Origin of the sequence: Reyranella sp. CPCC 100927, assembly GCF_007859315.1 — a bacterium.
Lineage (GTDB): Bacteria > Pseudomonadota > Alphaproteobacteria > Reyranellales > Reyranellaceae > Vineibacter.
On record NZ_VOHA01000003.1, the window covers coordinates 62,039 to 79,381 of the forward strand.

Annotated in this window: 14 protein-coding genes; 7 read left to right on the forward strand and 7 right to left on the reverse strand. The window is 64.0% G+C overall.

Annotated features, from left to right (window positions below):
- Positions 1 to 211 precede the first annotated feature (211 nt).
- Genes FQU96_RS09865 through FQU96_RS09885 form a run of 5 tightly spaced genes read left to right on the forward strand, consistent with a single transcriptional unit; the run spans position 212 to position 5,154 of the window.
- The gene (locus FQU96_RS09865) at positions 212 to 1,126 is read left to right on the forward strand and encodes a MurR/RpiR family transcriptional regulator (RefSeq protein ID WP_146540734.1); all 915 of its coding nucleotides are present in this window, start codon (positions 212 to 214) and stop codon (positions 1,124 to 1,126) included.
- Entirely contained in the window at positions 1,126 to 1,770 is a 645-nt protein-coding gene (locus tag FQU96_RS09870) for a cysteine hydrolase family protein (protein WP_146540735.1), read from the forward strand. Before FQU96_RS09865 ends, FQU96_RS09870 begins: the two co-directional genes overlap by 1 nt.
- 17 nt (positions 1,771 to 1,787) lie before the next feature.
- On the forward strand, positions 1,788 to 3,086 hold the full coding sequence (locus FQU96_RS09875) for a glutamine synthetase family protein (RefSeq protein WP_255467937.1): 1,299 nt from the start codon (positions 1,788 to 1,790) through the stop codon (positions 3,084 to 3,086).
- The gene (locus FQU96_RS09880; RefSeq protein WP_146540737.1) at positions 3,086 to 3,841 is read left to right on the forward strand and encodes an N-formylglutamate amidohydrolase; all 756 of its coding nucleotides are present in this window, start codon (positions 3,086 to 3,088) and stop codon (positions 3,839 to 3,841) included. The genes FQU96_RS09875 and FQU96_RS09880 overlap by 1 nt, the downstream gene beginning before the upstream one ends.
- Entirely contained in the window at positions 3,838 to 5,154 is a 1,317-nt protein-coding gene (locus FQU96_RS09885) for an aspartate aminotransferase family protein (protein ID WP_146540738.1), read from the forward strand. Before FQU96_RS09880 ends, FQU96_RS09885 begins: the two co-directional genes overlap by 4 nt.
- A gap of 15 nt (positions 5,155 to 5,169) precedes the next feature.
- Here the strand turns inward: FQU96_RS09885 and FQU96_RS09890 are convergent, their stop codons facing one another.
- The 5 genes from FQU96_RS09890 to FQU96_RS09910 form a co-directional block, all read right to left on the reverse strand.
- The gene (locus tag FQU96_RS09890; protein WP_146540739.1) at positions 5,170 to 6,843 is read right to left on the reverse strand and encodes an ABC transporter ATP-binding protein; all 1,674 of its coding nucleotides are present in this window, start codon (positions 6,841 to 6,843) and stop codon (positions 5,170 to 5,172) included.
- A complete protein-coding gene (locus tag FQU96_RS09895; protein ID WP_146540740.1) occupies positions 6,840 to 7,724 on the reverse strand; it encodes an ABC transporter permease in 885 nt (294 codons plus the stop codon). Before FQU96_RS09895 ends, FQU96_RS09890 begins: the two co-directional genes overlap by 4 nt.
- Complete coding sequence (locus tag FQU96_RS09900) at positions 7,724 to 8,665, reverse strand: ABC transporter permease (protein ID WP_146540741.1); 942 nt, start codon at positions 8,663 to 8,665, stop codon at positions 7,724 to 7,726. Before FQU96_RS09900 ends, FQU96_RS09895 begins: the two co-directional genes overlap by 1 nt.
- 109 nt (positions 8,666 to 8,774) lie before the next feature.
- On the reverse strand, positions 8,775 to 10,418 hold the full coding sequence (locus tag FQU96_RS09905; RefSeq protein WP_255467938.1) for an ABC transporter substrate-binding protein: 1,644 nt from the start codon (positions 10,416 to 10,418) through the stop codon (positions 8,775 to 8,777).
- Between the two features lie 51 nt (positions 10,419 to 10,469).
- A complete protein-coding gene (locus FQU96_RS09910; RefSeq protein ID WP_178130422.1) occupies positions 10,470 to 11,906 on the reverse strand; it encodes an amidase in 1,437 nt (478 codons plus the stop codon).
- Positions 11,907 to 12,232: 326 nt separating this feature from the next.
- Here FQU96_RS09910 and FQU96_RS09915 point away from each other — a divergent pair, with 326 nt between their 5' ends.
- Both FQU96_RS09915 and FQU96_RS09920 read left to right on the forward strand, forming a co-directional pair.
- Positions 12,233 to 13,669 carry an amidase gene (locus FQU96_RS09915; RefSeq protein WP_146540743.1) on the forward strand — a complete coding sequence of 479 codons (1,437 nt, stop codon included), beginning with the start codon at positions 12,233 to 12,235 and terminating at the stop codon, positions 13,667 to 13,669.
- Between the two features lie 65 nt (positions 13,670 to 13,734).
- Positions 13,735 to 15,345, forward strand: coding sequence for an ABC transporter substrate-binding protein (locus tag FQU96_RS09920; RefSeq protein WP_146540744.1), 1,611 nt, complete (start codon positions 13,735 to 13,737; stop codon positions 15,343 to 15,345).
- Positions 15,346 to 15,361: 16 nt separating this feature from the next.
- On the opposite strand, the gene FQU96_RS09925 is transcribed toward FQU96_RS09920, so the two are convergent.
- Both FQU96_RS09925 and FQU96_RS09930 read right to left on the reverse strand, forming a co-directional pair.
- Complete coding sequence (locus FQU96_RS09925; RefSeq protein ID WP_146540745.1) at positions 15,362 to 16,369, reverse strand: DUF808 domain-containing protein; 1,008 nt, start codon at positions 16,367 to 16,369, stop codon at positions 15,362 to 15,364.
- Between the two features lie 214 nt (positions 16,370 to 16,583).
- Positions 16,584 to 17,243: a dihydrofolate reductase family protein gene (locus tag FQU96_RS09930; RefSeq protein WP_146540746.1), complete on the reverse strand. Its 660-nt coding sequence runs from the start codon at positions 17,241 to 17,243 to the stop codon at positions 16,584 to 16,586.
- Positions 17,244 to 17,343 lie beyond the last annotated feature (100 nt).

Below are 17,343 nucleotides of genomic sequence, written 5' to 3' on the forward strand. Positions count from 1 at the left end.
TGCATCAGGCTTGCCACCCGATCCGAAATGTAGGATAATCTTCAAAGTCTGAATGTTGTCGGAAAAATGTTGATTCGATTACCATCACCATCGTAAAGGGCGGTCATGGCAGGATGATCGTCGCGATGCGCGGGGGAGGGGCGTCAGCGAGCGCGAATGCATCCACTGCACCGGCTTCGGCATCGAGTTCACGCGATTGAGGACGCTGACAGTGGCGGTACGCGACTTGCTGATGAGGGAAGACCTCCCGCTGACGCCTTCGGAAGAGAAGATCGTTCGACTTCTCCTGGCCGAGTATCCCACATCGGGGCTGGGCACGGCGACCAGCCTCGCGCGCCGTGCCGGGGTCAGCGATCCCACGGTGGTTCGCCTGGTGATGAAGCTGGGATTCAGCGGTTTTCCTGACTTCCAGGCGAAACTGTTGGCGGAAGTCGAGGCGCGGCTTCACTCGCCCCTGCTGATGATGGAATCGAAACGCGCGCCGAAGGCGAGCGGAAGTCCCATCGTCACGTACCTTCGTTCCGTCGGCGAAGCGATCGAGAAGGCGCAGACCTCGGCACCCCTGCAGAGCTATGACCGGGCGGCGCGCCTGATCATGGGCGCCAAGGGGGAGGTCTTCACGCTGGGCGGCCGTTTCAGTCGCCATGTGGCCGGCATGTTTGCCGGCCATCTCGTGCAGTTGCGTCCGAGTGTGTCCGATATCGGCGCCGTTTCCGCCCAGACGTTTGACATTCTGGCCGAAGCCAGTAGCCGCGATGTCCTGATCGCATTCGACTATCGCCGCTATCAATCCGACGTCGTGGCGTTCGCGCGCCAGGCCAACGGCCGCGGCATCAGGATCATCCTGTTCACCGATCCGTGGCAGTCGCCGATCGCAGCCTTCTCGGAAGTGACGATCGTCAGTCCGGTGGAAGTGACATCGCCGTACGACACGCTGGCGCCGGCCGTCGGCCAGATGGAGGCGCTGGTCGCGCGCATCGTGTCGCTGGCCGACAGCGGCACGCGCGAACGCATCGAGCGGCTGGAGAAGGTGCGGGAGCAGAATGCGGTCACGGTGGATGACGCGGATGCCGAAGAAACCGCGCGGCCGTCGGCACGGAAGCCGAGAAAGGACCGAAACGCGTGATGGATCCGCCATCCCGACGGGATGCGATGTTCCGCAAGGGGCAGACCGCGGTTCTCGTCGTCGACATGCAGGTCATCTGGCTCGAGCCTGGCGCGGATCCGTTCCACCCCGAGCACGGACCGGACCACTATTTCTATCGCCAGACCGCCGCCACGACGATCCCCAATGTCCAGCGGATCCTGAAGGCGGCGCGCGCCAATGGAGTCGAGGTCGTTCACACGATCATCCAGAGCCTGACGGAAGACGGCCGCGACCGCTCGCTCGACCACAAGCTGACGCCGATTCACGTGCCGCCGAGCCTGCCGGCAGGGCGGCCTGTTGCGGCCCTCGCGCCGGTCGGCGACGAGATCGTGCTGCCGAAAACCTCGTCGGGCGTCTTCAATTCGACCAACATCGACTACGTCCTGAAGAACCTCGGCATCCGCTACCTGATCGTCGTCGGCGTCATGACGGATCAGTGCGTGGATATGGCGGTCCGTGACGCGGCCGATCGCAGCTACCTGGTGACCTGCGTTGCCGACGCCTGCGCGACGGCCTCGGAGGAACGGCATGAAGCGGCTCTCAGGGCCTTCGGCGGCTATTGCTGGGTCACGGATACCGACACCGTCGTTGCGCGCATTGAAGCCCTCGGGAAGGATGCATGAAATCGCCTGAAGCCCTGGTGAACGTGGTGACGACCGATCTCGGTGCGATCACACGTGGACGCCCCGTTGTCGAAAGCAGGCTCGAGAAGATCGCCCAGACCGGAGTCGGGTGGGTGCCGGCGAATCTCTCCATTACGCCGTTCAACTCCATTGCCGATCCGAATCCCTGGGGATCGACAGGAGATCTGCGGCTGATTCCCGACCTCGCCGCGCGTTTCCGCACCGCCAGCAGCGGCGCTGCGACACCGTTCGACATGGTCGCGGCCGATATCGTCGAGCTCGACGGCACGCCGTGGATCGGCTGTTCGCGGACCTTGCTGAAAGACGCGCTCGCCGATCTGAAGGCGGAAGCCGGGCTCGTGACGAAAGTGGCGGTGGAACAGGAGTTTCGCATCTTCGATGCCGGCTTCGGTGCAGCGCATGCCTTTTCGATCGGTGCCATGCGGCGGGCCGATCCGTTCTGTCCCACCCTGCTGGCGGCCCTGGAGGAGGCCGGCGTGGAGCCGGAGATGATCCTGGCCGAATACGGCAGCGAGCAGTTCGAGATCACCCACGCGCCCACGGATGCTCTGGCAGCCGCCGACCGTGCCGTCGCCATTCGGGAGATCACCCGGGATACCGCTCGCGTGAAGGGCTGGCGCGCCTCGTTTGCGCCCAAGACCGCACTGACCGAGGTCGGCAATGGCGTCCATATCCACTTCAGCTTTGTCGATACCGACGGACGTCCCGCGACCTACGATCCTGCAGGGGCGGGCAGTCTCTCGCGGCAGGCCGGCGCATTTTGCGCCGGCGTCTTGAATCATCTGCCGGCAATGACGGTTCTGACCGCATCGAGCGTGCCGTCCTACTATCGTCTCAAACCGCACAACTGGAGTTCTTCGTACACGTGGCTCGCCGATCGGGATCGCGAAGCAAGTCTGCGGATCTGTCCGACAGTGACGATCGGCGGCCGCGATCGCGCGCCTCAGTACAACATCGAGTTCCGCGTTGCCGATGCGACCGCGAACCCGTACCTGTCCCTTGCGGCCCTCGTTCGCGCCGGGCTGGACGGGCTGCGGCGCAGCCTGAAAGCACCGCCGCTGGTGACCGGCGATCCGACGCTGATGGGTGATGAGGAGCGAAAGGCCCTGGGCCTTGTGCGTCTGCCGCAATCCCTGCCAGAGGCGTTGGATGCGTTTCTCGCCGACAAGACCGTAACGGGCTGGTTCCATCCACTGCTCGTCGAAACCTTCGACGGGGTCAAGCGCCATGAGATTGCGCGATTGGCCCCGCTCGAAGACAGCGCGGTCTGCGACCTCTACGGAACCCTCTTCTGATGGATGTCGACGCAAAGTCGGCTGTCGAGGTTGTCAACGAAGCCGGCACATCGCAGATCGTGCTGCTGTGCGAGCACGCGTCGAACCATATACCGCGGGCGTACCATGCTCTCGGCTTGGAGGCGTCGCAGCTTCGCCGTCATATCGCCTGGGACATCGGCGCGGCCGGGCTGACGCGACTGCTGTCGCGGCGACTGGACGCACCGGCCTTTCTCGGCACCCACTCCCGGCTGCTCATCGATCTCAATCGGCCGCTGGGATCGAGCGACAGTATCCCGGTGTGCTCGGAAGACACGGATATTCCCGGCAACGCCGACCTCGGCGAGATGGAGAGGGAACACCGGGCACGGACGATCTTCACGCCGTATCATGACCGAGTAGCCGCGCACCTCGATCGTCGCGCACGGCAGGGAATGCCGACGTGCCTGCTGACGATCCATAGCTTCACACCGGTGTTCCTCGGCGTGTCGCGGCCATGGCATGCCGGCGTTCTGCATGGCGCGATGGACGGTTTCGCGCTGTCGATCCTGCGGAGCCTCCAGGCGGATCACGGATTGCATGCCGGCGCGAATGTTCCCTACGCCGTGAACCGGGACGACGATTACGCCATCCCGGTTCATGGCGAGGATCGTGGGATACCGTCGGCCCTGATCGAAATCAGGCAGGACCTCCTCGAGAGCGAGTCGGCGCAGCAAGCATGGAGTGTCCGCCTCGCGGCGACTCTGGGCAAAATTCTGGCGGAGAAAACCTCATGAGCAATCTCGGCCTTCGGCAGCGGGATGCCGCGGCGGTCGCGCAAATCGGCAAACTGCGTTTTTCACCGCTGAGCCTGATCGGCGGTCGCGGCAATCGGCTCATCGAAGAGGGCGGGCGGTCGTTGCTGGATCTGTCCGGCTCGGCGGGGCCGGCGATCCTGGGTTACAGCAACCCCAGGATTGCCGAGGCGGTCGAACGCGCCGTCAGGGACATGGCCGGTGCCAGCCTCCTGCTCTATCCCAACGGTCCCGCCGTGGCGCTCGCGGAACGCCTTCTCGCGATCACGCCGGGCGGGGAGGATCGTCGCGTATGGTTCGGGCATTCCGGTTCCGACGCCAACGACTGCGCCCTGCGTGTCGTCGTTCACGCGACGCGGCGGCCGCGCATTATCTCCTTCATCGGCTCCTATCACGGGAACCTGTCGGGCTCGATGGGAATCAGCGGGCACACCGCCATGACCCATACGCTGCCGCGGCCCGGCGTGCTGCTGCTGCCTTACCCGGACATGTTTCACCGGCGGTTCAGTGCCGAGGACGTCCTGGCGCAGCTCGACTATCACTTCGAGACGAGCTTTCCACCCGACCAGGTCGCAGCGGTATTCCTCGAGCCGCTGATGTCCGATGGCGGCTTCATCGTGCCGCCACCGGGTTTCCTGGCGGCGCTGCAGGAACGTTGCCGCCGGCACGGGATCAAGATCGTGGTCGACGAAGTGAAGGTCGGTCTCGCCCGTACCGGCCGGATGCACTGCTTCGAACACGAGGGCCTGTCGCCGGACCTGGTCGTGTTTGCGAAGGCACTGGGCGGCGGGCTGCCGATTTCCGCCGTCGTGGGACCCAGCGACATCATGGATTGCGCGCCGGCCTTCGCGCTGCTGACGACAGCCGGCAACCCGGTATCTGCCGCGGCCGGCAACGCCGTCCTCGACGCAATCGCGGAGGAGGGCCTTGTCGAACGCTCGGCCAGGGTGGGCAACCTGCTTCAGGAAGGCCTACGTCGGCTGGGCGACAAGTACGACATCGTGGGCGATGTGCGCGGCCGCGGCCTCGCCTTCGGCATGGAGCTTGTCGCCAACCGGGCAACGCGGGAAGCCGTGCCGGCGACAACGACAGCCAAGATCATCTACCGGGCCTATGAACTGGGCGCCGCCATGACCTATGTCGGCCTGAAGGCGAACGTGCTGGAGTTCATGCCGCCGTTGACGCTGACCGAGGACGAGGCGCACGAGGCGGTCGCCATTGTCGACCAGTCGATCGCCGATGTGCAGGCCGGCAAGGTGAGCGACGAGCAGGTGGCGTCCTTCATGATGTGGTAGGCCCGCCCCGGTTCCTCAGGGTGAGGCTTGTGCCAGTTCGCGGAAATTGGCGAAGTCCCAGCCGCGTCCGGGGGCCGCGCCGATGAGCGCCCGCGTGTAGTCGTGCTGCGGTCTCAGCAGCACGTTGGCAGCCGTGTCATGCTCGACGATGCGGCCCTTCTGCATCACCATCACTTCGTCGCAGACCTGGGCCGCGACCCGCAGATCGTGGGTGATGAACAGGATCGCGATACCGAGCTTCGCCTGCAGGTCGCTCAGCAGTGCGAGCACCTGCGCCTGCACCGACACGTCGAGTCCTGAGACGGCTTCGTCCGCCACGAGCAGGCTGGGCTCCATGGCGAGCGCCCGTGCAATGGCGATGCGCTGCCGCTGGCCGCCGGAGAACTGATGCGGAAACCGTTCCAGCGTGTCTTCCGGCATACCGACCATCGCAAGCAGCTCGGTGGCACGGGCCAGGGCAGTGTTCCGGTCGATCCCGAGATTGACCGGCCCCTCGATCAAGCTGCGCGCGATGGTCCAGCGCGGATTGAGCGAACGGAACGGGTCCTGGAACACGATCTGGACATGCTTGCGGTAAGGCTTGAGCGCCCGCGGCGGCAGTGTCGCGATATCGGTGCCGGCGATCCGTATCTTGCCGCTGGACGGGTCGATGAGCCTCACGATACAGCGTGCGACCGTCGACTTGCCCGAGCCGCTCTCGCCCACGATGCCGACCGTTCGACCAGGATGGACCGTGAAGTCGACTTCCTGGGCCGCAACATGCGGGCGGCTACGGCTGAAGATGCCAGCTTCGCCATACACTTTCTGAAGGCCCTGGACGGTGAGAATGGCCTCACCTTCCTGCGTGTCCCGAGGCGTCCGCGGCGTCAGGCTCGGCACCGCCCGGAGCAGCTGTTTGGTATAGGCGTCTCGCGGTTGACGCAGCACAGTCTCGATAGCCCCGTTTTCCACGATCCGGCCGTGCTTCATCACGTGGACCGTATCGGCGATGTCGGCCACGACACCCATGTCGTGCGTGATGAACAGCACGGCGGTGCCATGCCGCTGCTGCAGTTCGTCGATGAGTCCCAGGATCTGCTTCTGGGTCGTCACATCCAGCGCCGTGGTCGGCTCGTCTGCGATCAGCAGTCTCGGTTCGAGGATCAGGGCCATCGCGATCATGATGCGCTGGCGCTGGCCTCCGGAGAGCTGGTGCGGATAGGAAAGATAGATGCGTTCGATGTCGGGCAGGTGCACCTGAGCCAGCATGTCGAGCACGCGCGTTCGCCGGTCCCGGGCGGGCAGGGCAGTGTGTGCCTCCAGAACCTCCTCGATCTGCTCGCCGACGCGCATCAGCGGATTGAGCGCCGTCATCGGCTCCTGGAAAATCATCGAGATCTTGTGTGCCCGCAGCGCGCGGATGGCTGACGGCCCGAGATCCAGCAGGTTGCGGCCTTCGAACCCGATGCCGCCGCCGGTCGCTTCGAGCGACCCTTTGGGCAGCAATCCCATGATCGACAGCGAGGTGACGGACTTGCCGGAGCCCGACTCGCCGACCACGCAGGCCGTCTCGCCGGCACGGATGCGAAGGGAGACGCCGCCGAGCACCGTTGCGGCGTCGGGGTGTCCGGCAAACCCGACCGTCAGGTCGCGCACATCCAGCACGACCTCCGCATCGGTGAAGGAGCGATTCTTGAACTGGACGGTCATTCCCCACGTTTCCGCAGACGGGGATCCAGGCGGTCGCGCGCGGCATCACCCAGAAGATTGACGGAGAGGACACAGAGCGACAGCATCAGGCCCGGCCAGAGGATCAATGTCGGCTTGATCTGGAAGTAGCTGCGGCCTTGCGCGATGATGTTGCCCCAGGTCGGTATCTCGCTTGCGACGCCGGCGCCCAGGAATGACAGGATGGCTTCCGTCAGGATCGCGGAGGCGCAGACGTACGTTCCCTGTACGATCAGCGGTGCCAGCGTGTTGGGCATCAGGTGCTGGAACAGGATCTTCGGCATGGACGAGCCGAGTGCGATCGCAGCCTCGACATAGGGCTCCTCGCGTGCCGACAGCACAACGGAGCGTACAAGCCGCACGACACGGGGTACTTCGGGGATGGCGATCGCAGCCATGACCGACCAGAGGCTGGGTCCGTTCAGCGCCACGAGGGCGATCGCGATCATGATCGAGGGGATCGCCATCAGGCCGTCCATGATGCGCATGACGATCGCGTCCGCGCGCCGGAAGAAGCCGGCGACGAGTCCGATGGCAAGACCGATGCCGATGCTCGCCACGGCGACGCTGACGCCGATGACAAGCGAAATCCGGCCGCCGGTGATCACGCGCGAGAGGATGTCGCGACCATAGGAATCGGTACCCAGCGGATGCAGGCTGCTCGGCCCCTTCAGGCGCTGCGTGGCATCCATCAGCAGCGGGTCATGCGGTGCGATAAGGGGAGCAAAGACCGCCGACAGGATGATGAGAACGAGCACGGCCAGCGCAATTGTGGGACCGATACCCAGGCGGGCATGGCGCGGCAGCGTGATGGCGTTGAGCAACCACTGCAGGCCGGCTTCCGGTTTCGGCGCTGCGGCCATCAGTAGCGGATCCTCGGGTCGATGAAGGCGTAGCTCAGGTCGATCAGGAGATTGATCAGGACATAGATGCCGCTGGTCAGCAGCGTCATGGCCTGGATGACCGGATAGTCGCGGGCGAGGATGGCATCGACCGTCAGGCGGCCGATGCCTGGAATGTTGAACACGCTCTCGGTCACGACCGCGCCGCCGATCAGCAGTGCGAAACCGGTGCCGATGATGGTCAGGATCGGAACAGCGGCGTTGCGCAACGCATGCCGGAACAGAACCCAGCTTTCCTTGATGCCCTTGGCGCGCGCCGTGCGGATGAAGTCCTCGCCCAGGACCTCGAGCATGGAGGTGCGGGTCATGCGGGCGATCAGTGCGATGAACACGGTCGCCAGAGCGAGACACGGCAGGATGGCGCGTACGATGAACTGGCCGAAATCCTGGGTCGGTGCGACATAACCCTGGACCGGAAGCCAGCGCAGCTCGAGCGAGAAGACGAGGATGAAGGTATAGCCGATAACGAAGACCGGGACCGAAAAGCCGAGGACGGAGAAGCTCATCACCGCATAGTCGGCCCAGGTGCGGTGGCGCCATGCTGCGATCACGCCCAGCGGCACCGCGATGGCGATGGTCAGGATGAGCGTGAGGATGGCGATGTTCAGCGTCGGCCAGATGCGTTGGGCAATCATCCCGGTGACGGGACTGCCCGAGATCAGCGATGTGCCGAAATCACCCTGCGCCAGCAGTCCCAGCCAGCGCGCGAACTGTACGGGAAGGGAATCGGCGAGACCCAACGACTGCCGGATCCGTTCGAGCTGTTCGGCCGTTGCCGTGTCGCCCGCCAGGATCGCCGCCGGGTCGCCCGGTGTGAGCCGCAGGAGAAGGAATACGCAGACGACGACAATCGCCATCACCGGAACGATGGCGAGCACGCGCCGGATGAAATAGCCAGTCATCAACCTCTTCCGGTATCGCTCGGACGACTACAGATGGCGGGCCGTCCGACCGGCGGTGATCGGACGGCGTTCGCTTGCGATAGGGCGACGGTGATCGGCGCCTGGCCGATCAGCGTGCCTTCTCCAGGTTCCAGAACACCGTCACCGGTCCTGGGATCATGCCTGTGAGCTTGCGGCTGCGGGCCTGGGGGTTGAACCAGTTGCCGAGGGGAACGTAGGTGACGTTCTCCATCACGTGCTTCTGGATACGGGCCGCGACGTCCTTTTGCGCTTCGGCCGTGGAGGCCTCGGCGAACGCGCGGCGCATCGCTTCCAGCTCCGGATCATTCGGCCATCCCAGGTAGCCCTGGTCGCCGCGCGCATCCAGCAGGTTGCTGTACAGCGGCGAGTTGATGTCGAGCACATGGAAGCTTGAGAAGAACATGTTCCAGCCGCCTTCCGAGACCGGCTTCATGCTGGTGAGCCGGATCGTGCGCGTCTGGAAGTCGAGCTCCTTGACGTCGACCTTGAAGCCGGCCCGGCGCAGCGCCTGCACGCCGGCGTCATTGGGAGCGGCCAGCACGGGGAGGTCCGATGCCTTGAAGACGACGATCGGTTTGCCGTCGTAACCCGCCTCATCAAGGAGCTTCTTGGCACCCTTCGGATCACCGCCGCTGGTCAGCGTCTCGGCGCCGACGCTGCTGGCATAGGGGGCATTGCATCCGAAGATCGCGCCGCAGGGCTTGTAGTATTCCGGATCGCCGATGGCGATCTTCAGGAGCTCTTCCTGGCCCAGGGCCCGCAGCGCGGCCTGCCGGATCTTGACGTTGTCGAAGGGCGGATTCTTGAAGTTCATCCGGGCGATGAACTGGTAGCCGATGGTGTCCCGCTTTTCCACGACGATGTCGGGATTGTTGGCCATGACCGGCAGCAGATCGGCCGGCGGCATCTCGATATAGTCGATTTCGCCCGCCGACAGCGCGTTGATGGCCGTGAGCGAGTCGGGCATCGTGATCCACTCGACGCGATCGACCTTGGCAACCTTGCCGCCGGCCAGCCAGCTTGGCGCTTCGCTGCGCGGCACGTAGTCCTTGAATTTCTGGTAGACGGACTTCACGCCAGGCTGGAATTCCGCATCCACGAAACGGAAGGGACCGGAGCCGATGTGCTGCGGGATGGCCTCCGACGCGGGCGTCTTGGCGAGCCGCGCGGGCATGATGAAGGCGGGAACCGTCGACATCTTGCTGAGGACGCCCAGCAGCGCTGGAAACGGCTTCTTGAGGGTCCAGACGATGGTCTTGTCGTCCTTGGCCTCCAGGCTTGCCGTTTCCGAGAACAGCATCCTGCCGCCTGTATCCTTGCTGCCCCAGCGCTGCAGGGAAGCCACGGCGTCGGCGGCGGTCACGGCGGCCCCGTCGTGGAACTTCAAACCGTCGCGCAGGGTGAACGTATAGACCTTGCCGTCCGGCGATATCGTCCAGCTCGCCATCTGCGGCTGCGGGCGGAACTGATCGTCCTGGGCGATCAGGACGTCGTAGATAAGATAGGCGTGGTTCCGCGTGATGTGCGAGTTCACCAGGATCGGGTCGAGGTTGCGCAACGCCGAATGCATCACCACCTTGACCGTGCCGCCCTCGGCGCGCACCTCCGAAAGCCCGACGAGCGCCGAGCCCGGAAGCACGGCCGTGGTTGCGAGCGCGGCACCGATCGCGACGCTGCGCATGTCGGTGCGAAGCGTCGTCCAGGTTCTTGTCAAATCCTCAATGAAGCGCATGAAAAATCCCCCCTTGTTTCTGTCCGGGCACGACAGGCTGTGTCTTAACAGTCACACCCGGAATGGCGTTTGACGCAGCCGATCCATCCACGGCGACCTCTTTTCGATCTGCTCGCCAAGCTTGAGCAGCGTCGCCTCGTCGCCGATCCGGCCGATGAACTGGACACCGACGGGAATGTTGTCGCTCGCGACATGGAGCGGCAGGTTCAGTGACGGCTGGCCGGAAACGTTGAATGGACGGGTGAATACGGCGTTCGGTCCGCTGCGACGGTCATATTCTGCGACATCGGTCAGCGACATGTCGAAGTAGCCCGGCGGCTTGGGCAGCGTTGGCAATGTCGGTGCGATCAGGACGTCGACATCATCGAGACCCAGGACAATCTCGCGGCCAAACTGGCGTAGTTTCTCCAGGTCGGCGGCATGCTGGGCCGCGGTGAACTGGCCGCCGAACTCGGCAATGGCCCAGGTCAGGGGCTCGACGTCGTCCTGTGTGACCTTGCGTCCGAGGAATCCCTCGCAGCTCTCGAAGATGGCCTTCGTGAGAGCCGATGTGAGGCGGCGCATCGTCGTATGGAGCGCAGACACATCGTAGCGGAAGGCCTTCTCCACGACATCGTGGCCCAGGTCGCGGCACAACTGGGTAGCCTTGACGACGGCCTTCGCCACGTCGCTGTCGAGCGGCTTGCCGTCCGGCTCGGCCGTGACGAAGCCGATCCGCAGACGATCGACGGGGCCGCCGAGCATGGAGAAGTAGGGCGTCCCGGGCATTGGCAGGAAATAGGGATCACCGGGCAGCGAGCCACCGACGGCATCGAGGAAAGCCGCCGTGTCGCGCACGCTGCGCGAGACGCAGCCCAGCACACCCATGCCGTACCATGTATCGACCGCGCCGGGACCGAACGGAACGCGTCCCCGGGAGACCTTGAGGCCGACCAGTCCGTTCACCGAGGATGGAATGCGGATCGAGCCGCCGCCGTCGGAGGCGTCGGCGATCGGAACCATGCCGGCTGCCACGGCAACCGCGGATCCGCCGCTGGAGCCACCGGGTACGATGCGCGGGTTCCAGGGATTGATGGAGGCACCGTGCAAGCGGGGTTCGGTCGTCGGGCAGAGCCCGAACTCCGGCAGGTTCGACTTTCCGACAGCGATCAGCCCGGCGGCCGCCATCCGGTCGGCGAAATAGGAGTTAGGGCCCGTGGGGGCGTCCTTGAACAGCTTGCTGCCGTTGGTGACCGGGAACCCTTCATACTGGGTCGAGAGATCCTTGATGACGAAGGGGACGCCGGATAGCGGCGTGTTCGCAAGAGGGCCTGCGGCGCGCTTGCGCGCGTGATCGTAGGTCTTGAAGACGACCGCATTGACCTTCGGGTTCTTCTCTTCGATGCGCGCGATCGATTCCTCGACCAGCTCCGTCGCCGATATCTGCTTCGACTTGATCAGTTGCGCGAGACCGACGGCATCGTTGCCTTCATAGACGTCGTTGATCACATCCAACCTCATGCAGGGCGTATGGAATTGACCCGGGCCATCGTTGAATCCGCTCGATGCCGGTATGTTAATTTTACTACATAATAGACGGATTCATACGATCTTGTATACAGTCCTTCATTTGAGTGTCAATAGGCTCGGGCCGCGCGCGACCGGCGCTGGAGTGCGAAAGATGTCGGCAATCTGCATGGAATTTGCCGCCGATTGATGCACGCGCGCCAAGCGTTCCGAAGGGAATGGCGCTGTTTGAAGAGAAACATACAGAAATTTGACAATTATGTAGTTCTGTATGTTAATCGACATATAGAAGACAGAAAGGCGAGCGGATGATCGGTGAAGTTTACGAAAAGACAGATGCGGTAGGCCTGTCCCGTCTGATCGCGTCGAAGCAGATATCGCCGAGCGAACTGGTCGATGAGGCGATCAAACGCATCGAAGACAAGAACCCCCGGTTCAACGCCATTGTCTTCAAGTCCTATGACTATGCGCGACGGCAGGCGGCCGGGCAGCTGCCGGCGGGACCGCTGTCGGGTGTTCCGTTCGTCATCAAGGACCTGTTCACACAGTACGAGAACTTCCCGGTGACCAACGGCAGCCGGTTTCTCGATGGCTTCGTCGGGTCCCGGACGTCGTTGTTTGCCGATCGCATGAAGGCGGCGGGACTGATCGCGCTGGGCAAGTCGAACGTGCCGGAGATGGGGGCTGCTCCCACGACAGAGCCGGCCTTCCACGGCCCGACCATTAACCCGTGGAACAAGCGGATCGTGCCCGGCGGCTCCAGCGGTGGATCCGCGGTCGCTGTTGCATCGGCAATGGTGCCGATTGCGGATGCGTCCGACGGCGGCGGGTCGATCAGGATACCTGCATCTCTCAATGGGTTGGTCGGGCTGAAACCGTCACGGGGACGCGTGCCCTATGGACCTGACATCGTCGACATCTGGTACGGCAGCGCAGTGTTCGGGTGCGTGTCCCGCAGCGTCAGGGACACCGCCGCCTTCCTCGATGCCGTGGGCGGCTCGTTGCCTGGCGATCCCTATTTTCTACCCGATCCGGAAACGTCGTATTTCACGCAGGCCGATACGCCGCCGGGGCGGCTGAAGATCGGCTTCGTTGCGTGCGAGCCAGACGGTCAGCCCTTGCATGAAGAGGCGGGCAGGGCCGTGGCAGGCGCAGCGCGGCTTTGTGAAAAGCTGGGACACGACGTAAGCGAGGCAAGCTTCCGCTATGACGTCGACCGCATGCGCAAGACCATGCGCAGGGTGACGGCGGTCCTGAACGCCGGTTTCTTCGTATCCTGCGCCCAGTCGCTGGGCCGCCAGGTGACCGAGGCGGACGTCGAGCCGGTAACGTGGGCGCTCTACCAGTTCGGACTGGGAATCACGGGGGCGCAACACGCCGACGATATCGCGGCGCTGCGGCTCATGGGCCGCGACATCGTGCAGGATCTCCACGACTGGGACGTGCTGATTTCGCCCGTGTTGCCTGTTCCACCGAGGGACCGCGGGTGGTTTGACATGTCCCTGAAGGACCTGGCCGAGTACGACGCCCGTGTCGGCCACAATGGCATCTTCACGAGACCCTTCAACATCTCCGGCCAACCGGCCGTGTCACTGCCTCTGCACTTCACATCGGATGAAATTCCGATCGGGGTTCAGTTCGCCGGCCGGATCGGCGACGAGGCGACGCTGATCAAACTGGCAAGCCAGCTGGAGAAAGCCCAGCCGTGGATGGGCCGACTGCAGAAGACGCCGTTCAGGGCTTAGGCCTCCCAGCCCTTTTTGGCAGACATCCCTTCGGGCCCAACTGCATCACCGTGAGGAAGCACGTCATGCGCTTTGTCCGATTTCTGGTCGGAACCGTCATTGCGAGCCGCGGACGCGCTTCGCTGCTCGGCATGTTACTGCTCGCCCTGGCGCTGCCGGACGCCTACGCCAAGGGCGGCACCGTCAAGGCGGTCCTGCACTCCGGGTTGCGCAATCTCGACCCGGTCATGGTCATCTCCCATATCACCCGCAATCACGCATACATGATCTATGACGTGCTGATTGCGCAGGACGAGCACTTCCAACCGCAGCCGCAGATGGCGAGCTGGACGATATCGCCGGACGGCAAGGTCTATACGTTCACCTTGCGCGACGGCTTGAAGTTCCACGACGGGGCCGCCGTGACCGCTGCCGACGCCGTGGCGTCGCTGCAGCGCTGGGGCAGCAAGGACAGCGGTGGTCAGATGGTGTTCGCCGCCACCGAGAGCCTCACGGCCACGGACAGCCGGACCATCGTCTGGACGCTCAAGACGCCGTTTCCCGCCCTGCTCAATGTCGTCAGCAAGATGTCGACCATTCCGGCTTTCATCATGCCGCAGCGGACCGCCAGCACGCCGATCGACAAGGCCATTACCGAACATATCGGTTCGGGACCGTTCAAGTTTGTGGCCGCCGAGTTCCAGCCCGGCGTCAAGTCCGTCTACGAGCGCTTCGCCGACTACGTTCCGCGCCAGGAACCGCCCAGCTGGCTCGCTGGCGGCAAGGTCGTCAAGGTCGATCGCGTCGAATGGATCACGATGCCCGACCCGCAGACCGCTGTGAATGCGCTGGCGGGCGGTGAAATCGACTACATCGAGATGCCGCAAACCGACCTGCTGCCGATTCTCGACGGCAATCGCGATGTGGTCGTCGAACGGCGCGATGCCGTCGGCTACGAACTTCTGCTGCGCATGAACTTCAAGCATCCGCCCTTCGACAATCTGAAGATGCGGCAGGCCGTCCTGAAGGCGCTCAATCAGCGCGACATCCTGAAGATCATGTTTGGTGACGAGAAATACTACCGGGTGTGCGGTGCGATCTTCGGATGCGACTCGCCGCTGGCCAGCACGGCGGGATCGGAGAGCCTGACGGGCAGCGGCGATCTGGCGGCAGCCCGCAAGCTGATTGCCGAGGCAGGCTATGATGGAACGCCGATCATCGTCGTCAAGGCGACCGACGTGTACGACAACGCGACGGCGGTGGATGCCGTGACCCAATTGCTGCGCAAAGCTGGACTCAAGATCGAGGTCCAGGAAATGGACTGGCAGACACGGGCCATTCGCGTGACCAACAAGAAGCGCCCCGCTGAAGGCGGATGGAACTTCTTCCTGTCCAGCTTCCATATCCTGGACATCAATTCGCCGATCTACAGCTCACCGCTGAACGCCAGGGGAGAGCAGGGTTGGCTCGGATGGCCGGACGATCCGGTCCTCGAAGGCATGCGTGCCGAGTTCGCGGCGGCGCCGACACAAGAGGCCCAGAAGGCCGTCGCCGCCCGCATCCAGGCCCACGTGCTGGAGAACGTGATCTATGTCCCGCTCGGCAACTGGCTCAACGCACAAGCGCGCTCCGCCAAGTTGACCGGCATGATCCCCGGGCCGGTAACGGTGTTCTGGAATCTCGAGAAAGCCCGGTAGAAGCGGGCCGACCCTGTCAGGTCCGGTAGCGTGGGAGGATCCGGCGGGTGAGCGATTTGAACTGCCGCCACAGCGGCGACAGCACCTTGCTGGTCAGCGGGATGGCGAGGAGGCCGATACCAAATCCCGCCACGCCAGCTCCCGCGGCCTCCACCAGCCATGACACGAAGCCCCCGGCAACGGGAACTGCGCGCGCAGCGGCAATACCGGCATCATGAAGCGCATGGCTGGGCCAGCCGAGGCCATATTCTTCAAGACCATGCAGAACGATGCCCCCGCCGACCCAGATCATGGCCGCCGTGCCAACGATAGCCAGCCCGCTCAACAGGTATGGCATGCCATTGACGAGCGCGCGGCCGACCATGCGCAATGGCGCGCCCAGGCGCGAGCCGGGCGATAGACGAGCCAGCGCCAGGCCTGCATCGTCTGCTTTGACGATCAGGGCGACGACGCCGTAGACCGCCACCGTGATGATGGCACCGACGAAAGCAAGGATGATCGCTTGTCGCCCGATGCCGTCGCCGGGAAGGGTGGCAAGCGTAATGGCCATGATTTCGGCTGACAGAATGAAGTCCGTCTTGATCGCACTGGCGATCCGCTCGTCTTCCAGGGTCTTGGCGTCGAGAGCGATCGTTTCAACTTCGGCCTCGTGGGCATGTGCCTCGTGCGGGAAGAAGTGCTCGTAAACCTTTTCGGCACCCTCGTAGCAGAGGTATGCACCGCCAATCATCAGCAGCGGCGTTATGGCCTGAGGCAGCAGCAGGCTCAGGATCAGCGCTGCGGGCAGGAGGATGAGGAGCTTGTTCTTGAGCGAGCCGAGCGCGATCCTGCCGATGATCGGCAGTTCGCGCGCCGGGTTGAAGCCGGTCACATAGCGCGGGGTGACGGCTGTATCGTCGATCACCACGCCGGCGGCTTTCGCGCCGGCCTTCGTGGCCTGGGTGGCGACATCGTCAAGCGAGGCGGCGGCCATCTTCGCCAGCGCCGCGATATCGTCGAGAAGAGCCATCAGGCCAACGCTCACAGAAGCCCTCCCCGAATGCGGCGACACGACCGACATAACGCGGCGCCACCAGCTTGTCGAGGTGCCCTCCAGGCCCCAATGGCCTTTTTCCTAACGACTGCGTTTGACCGTTGAATGACAGGGTTCTGCGGGCTTTCCCACACGAGAAGCGCCAGCACGCGCCCGAAAGTCGAACAACCAGCGGGGGGCGACAAGCGTCACCCCGCGTCGCTGGTCAGGTGAGCTTGCGTCGGCGCTCGAGTTCGGCCGCGCTCGGCTCGGCGAGCCCGAAGTCACCGGTTTTGACCAAGCCGTCGGGCGTGTAGTTCGCCACGATCACGCCTGTGGGGTAGGACTGCGACTTTGCGAGCTTCAGACCCATGGGCACGGCACCGTCGCCGAAGAGGCGCTTGCCCTTGCCGAGCACCACCGGGAAGATCAGCACGCTCAGTTCGTCAACCAGACCCGCCGTCCACAAGGTCTGCAACAGGTTGCTCGAACCCTGGACAAGAAGGTCGGCGCCGGTGTCGCCCTTCAGCTTCTTCAACGACGCGACGATATCTTCGCCCAGCAGCTGACTGTTCTGCCAGGCGAGCGTCGGCTTGGCACGCGACGCGACGTATTTCGTCACCCGGTTGAAGACCGGGGCAATCGGATCGTTCGGATCGCTGACATAAGGCCAGTGCGCCGCGAAGATGTCGTAAGTCTTGCGGCCCAGCAGCAGGTCGAAGGGCCGGCCGAAGATATCGCCCAGGGAGGCGCCGAGCGCTTCATCGAAGTAGGGGGCGGTCCAGCCGCCCAGCGCGAAACCGCTGGTCGGATCCTCTTGCGGGCCGCCGGGCGCCTGCAGGATGCCATCGAGGCTGACAAAGGTAGCGACAACGATCCTGCGCATAACGTCTCCCGATCGGGCTGTCATGACCCGAGGACGAACAGCGATGCGTCGTGCCGACAGGATACTCGGAATATTTTGGAGCGCGCCTGGATCCCATCCG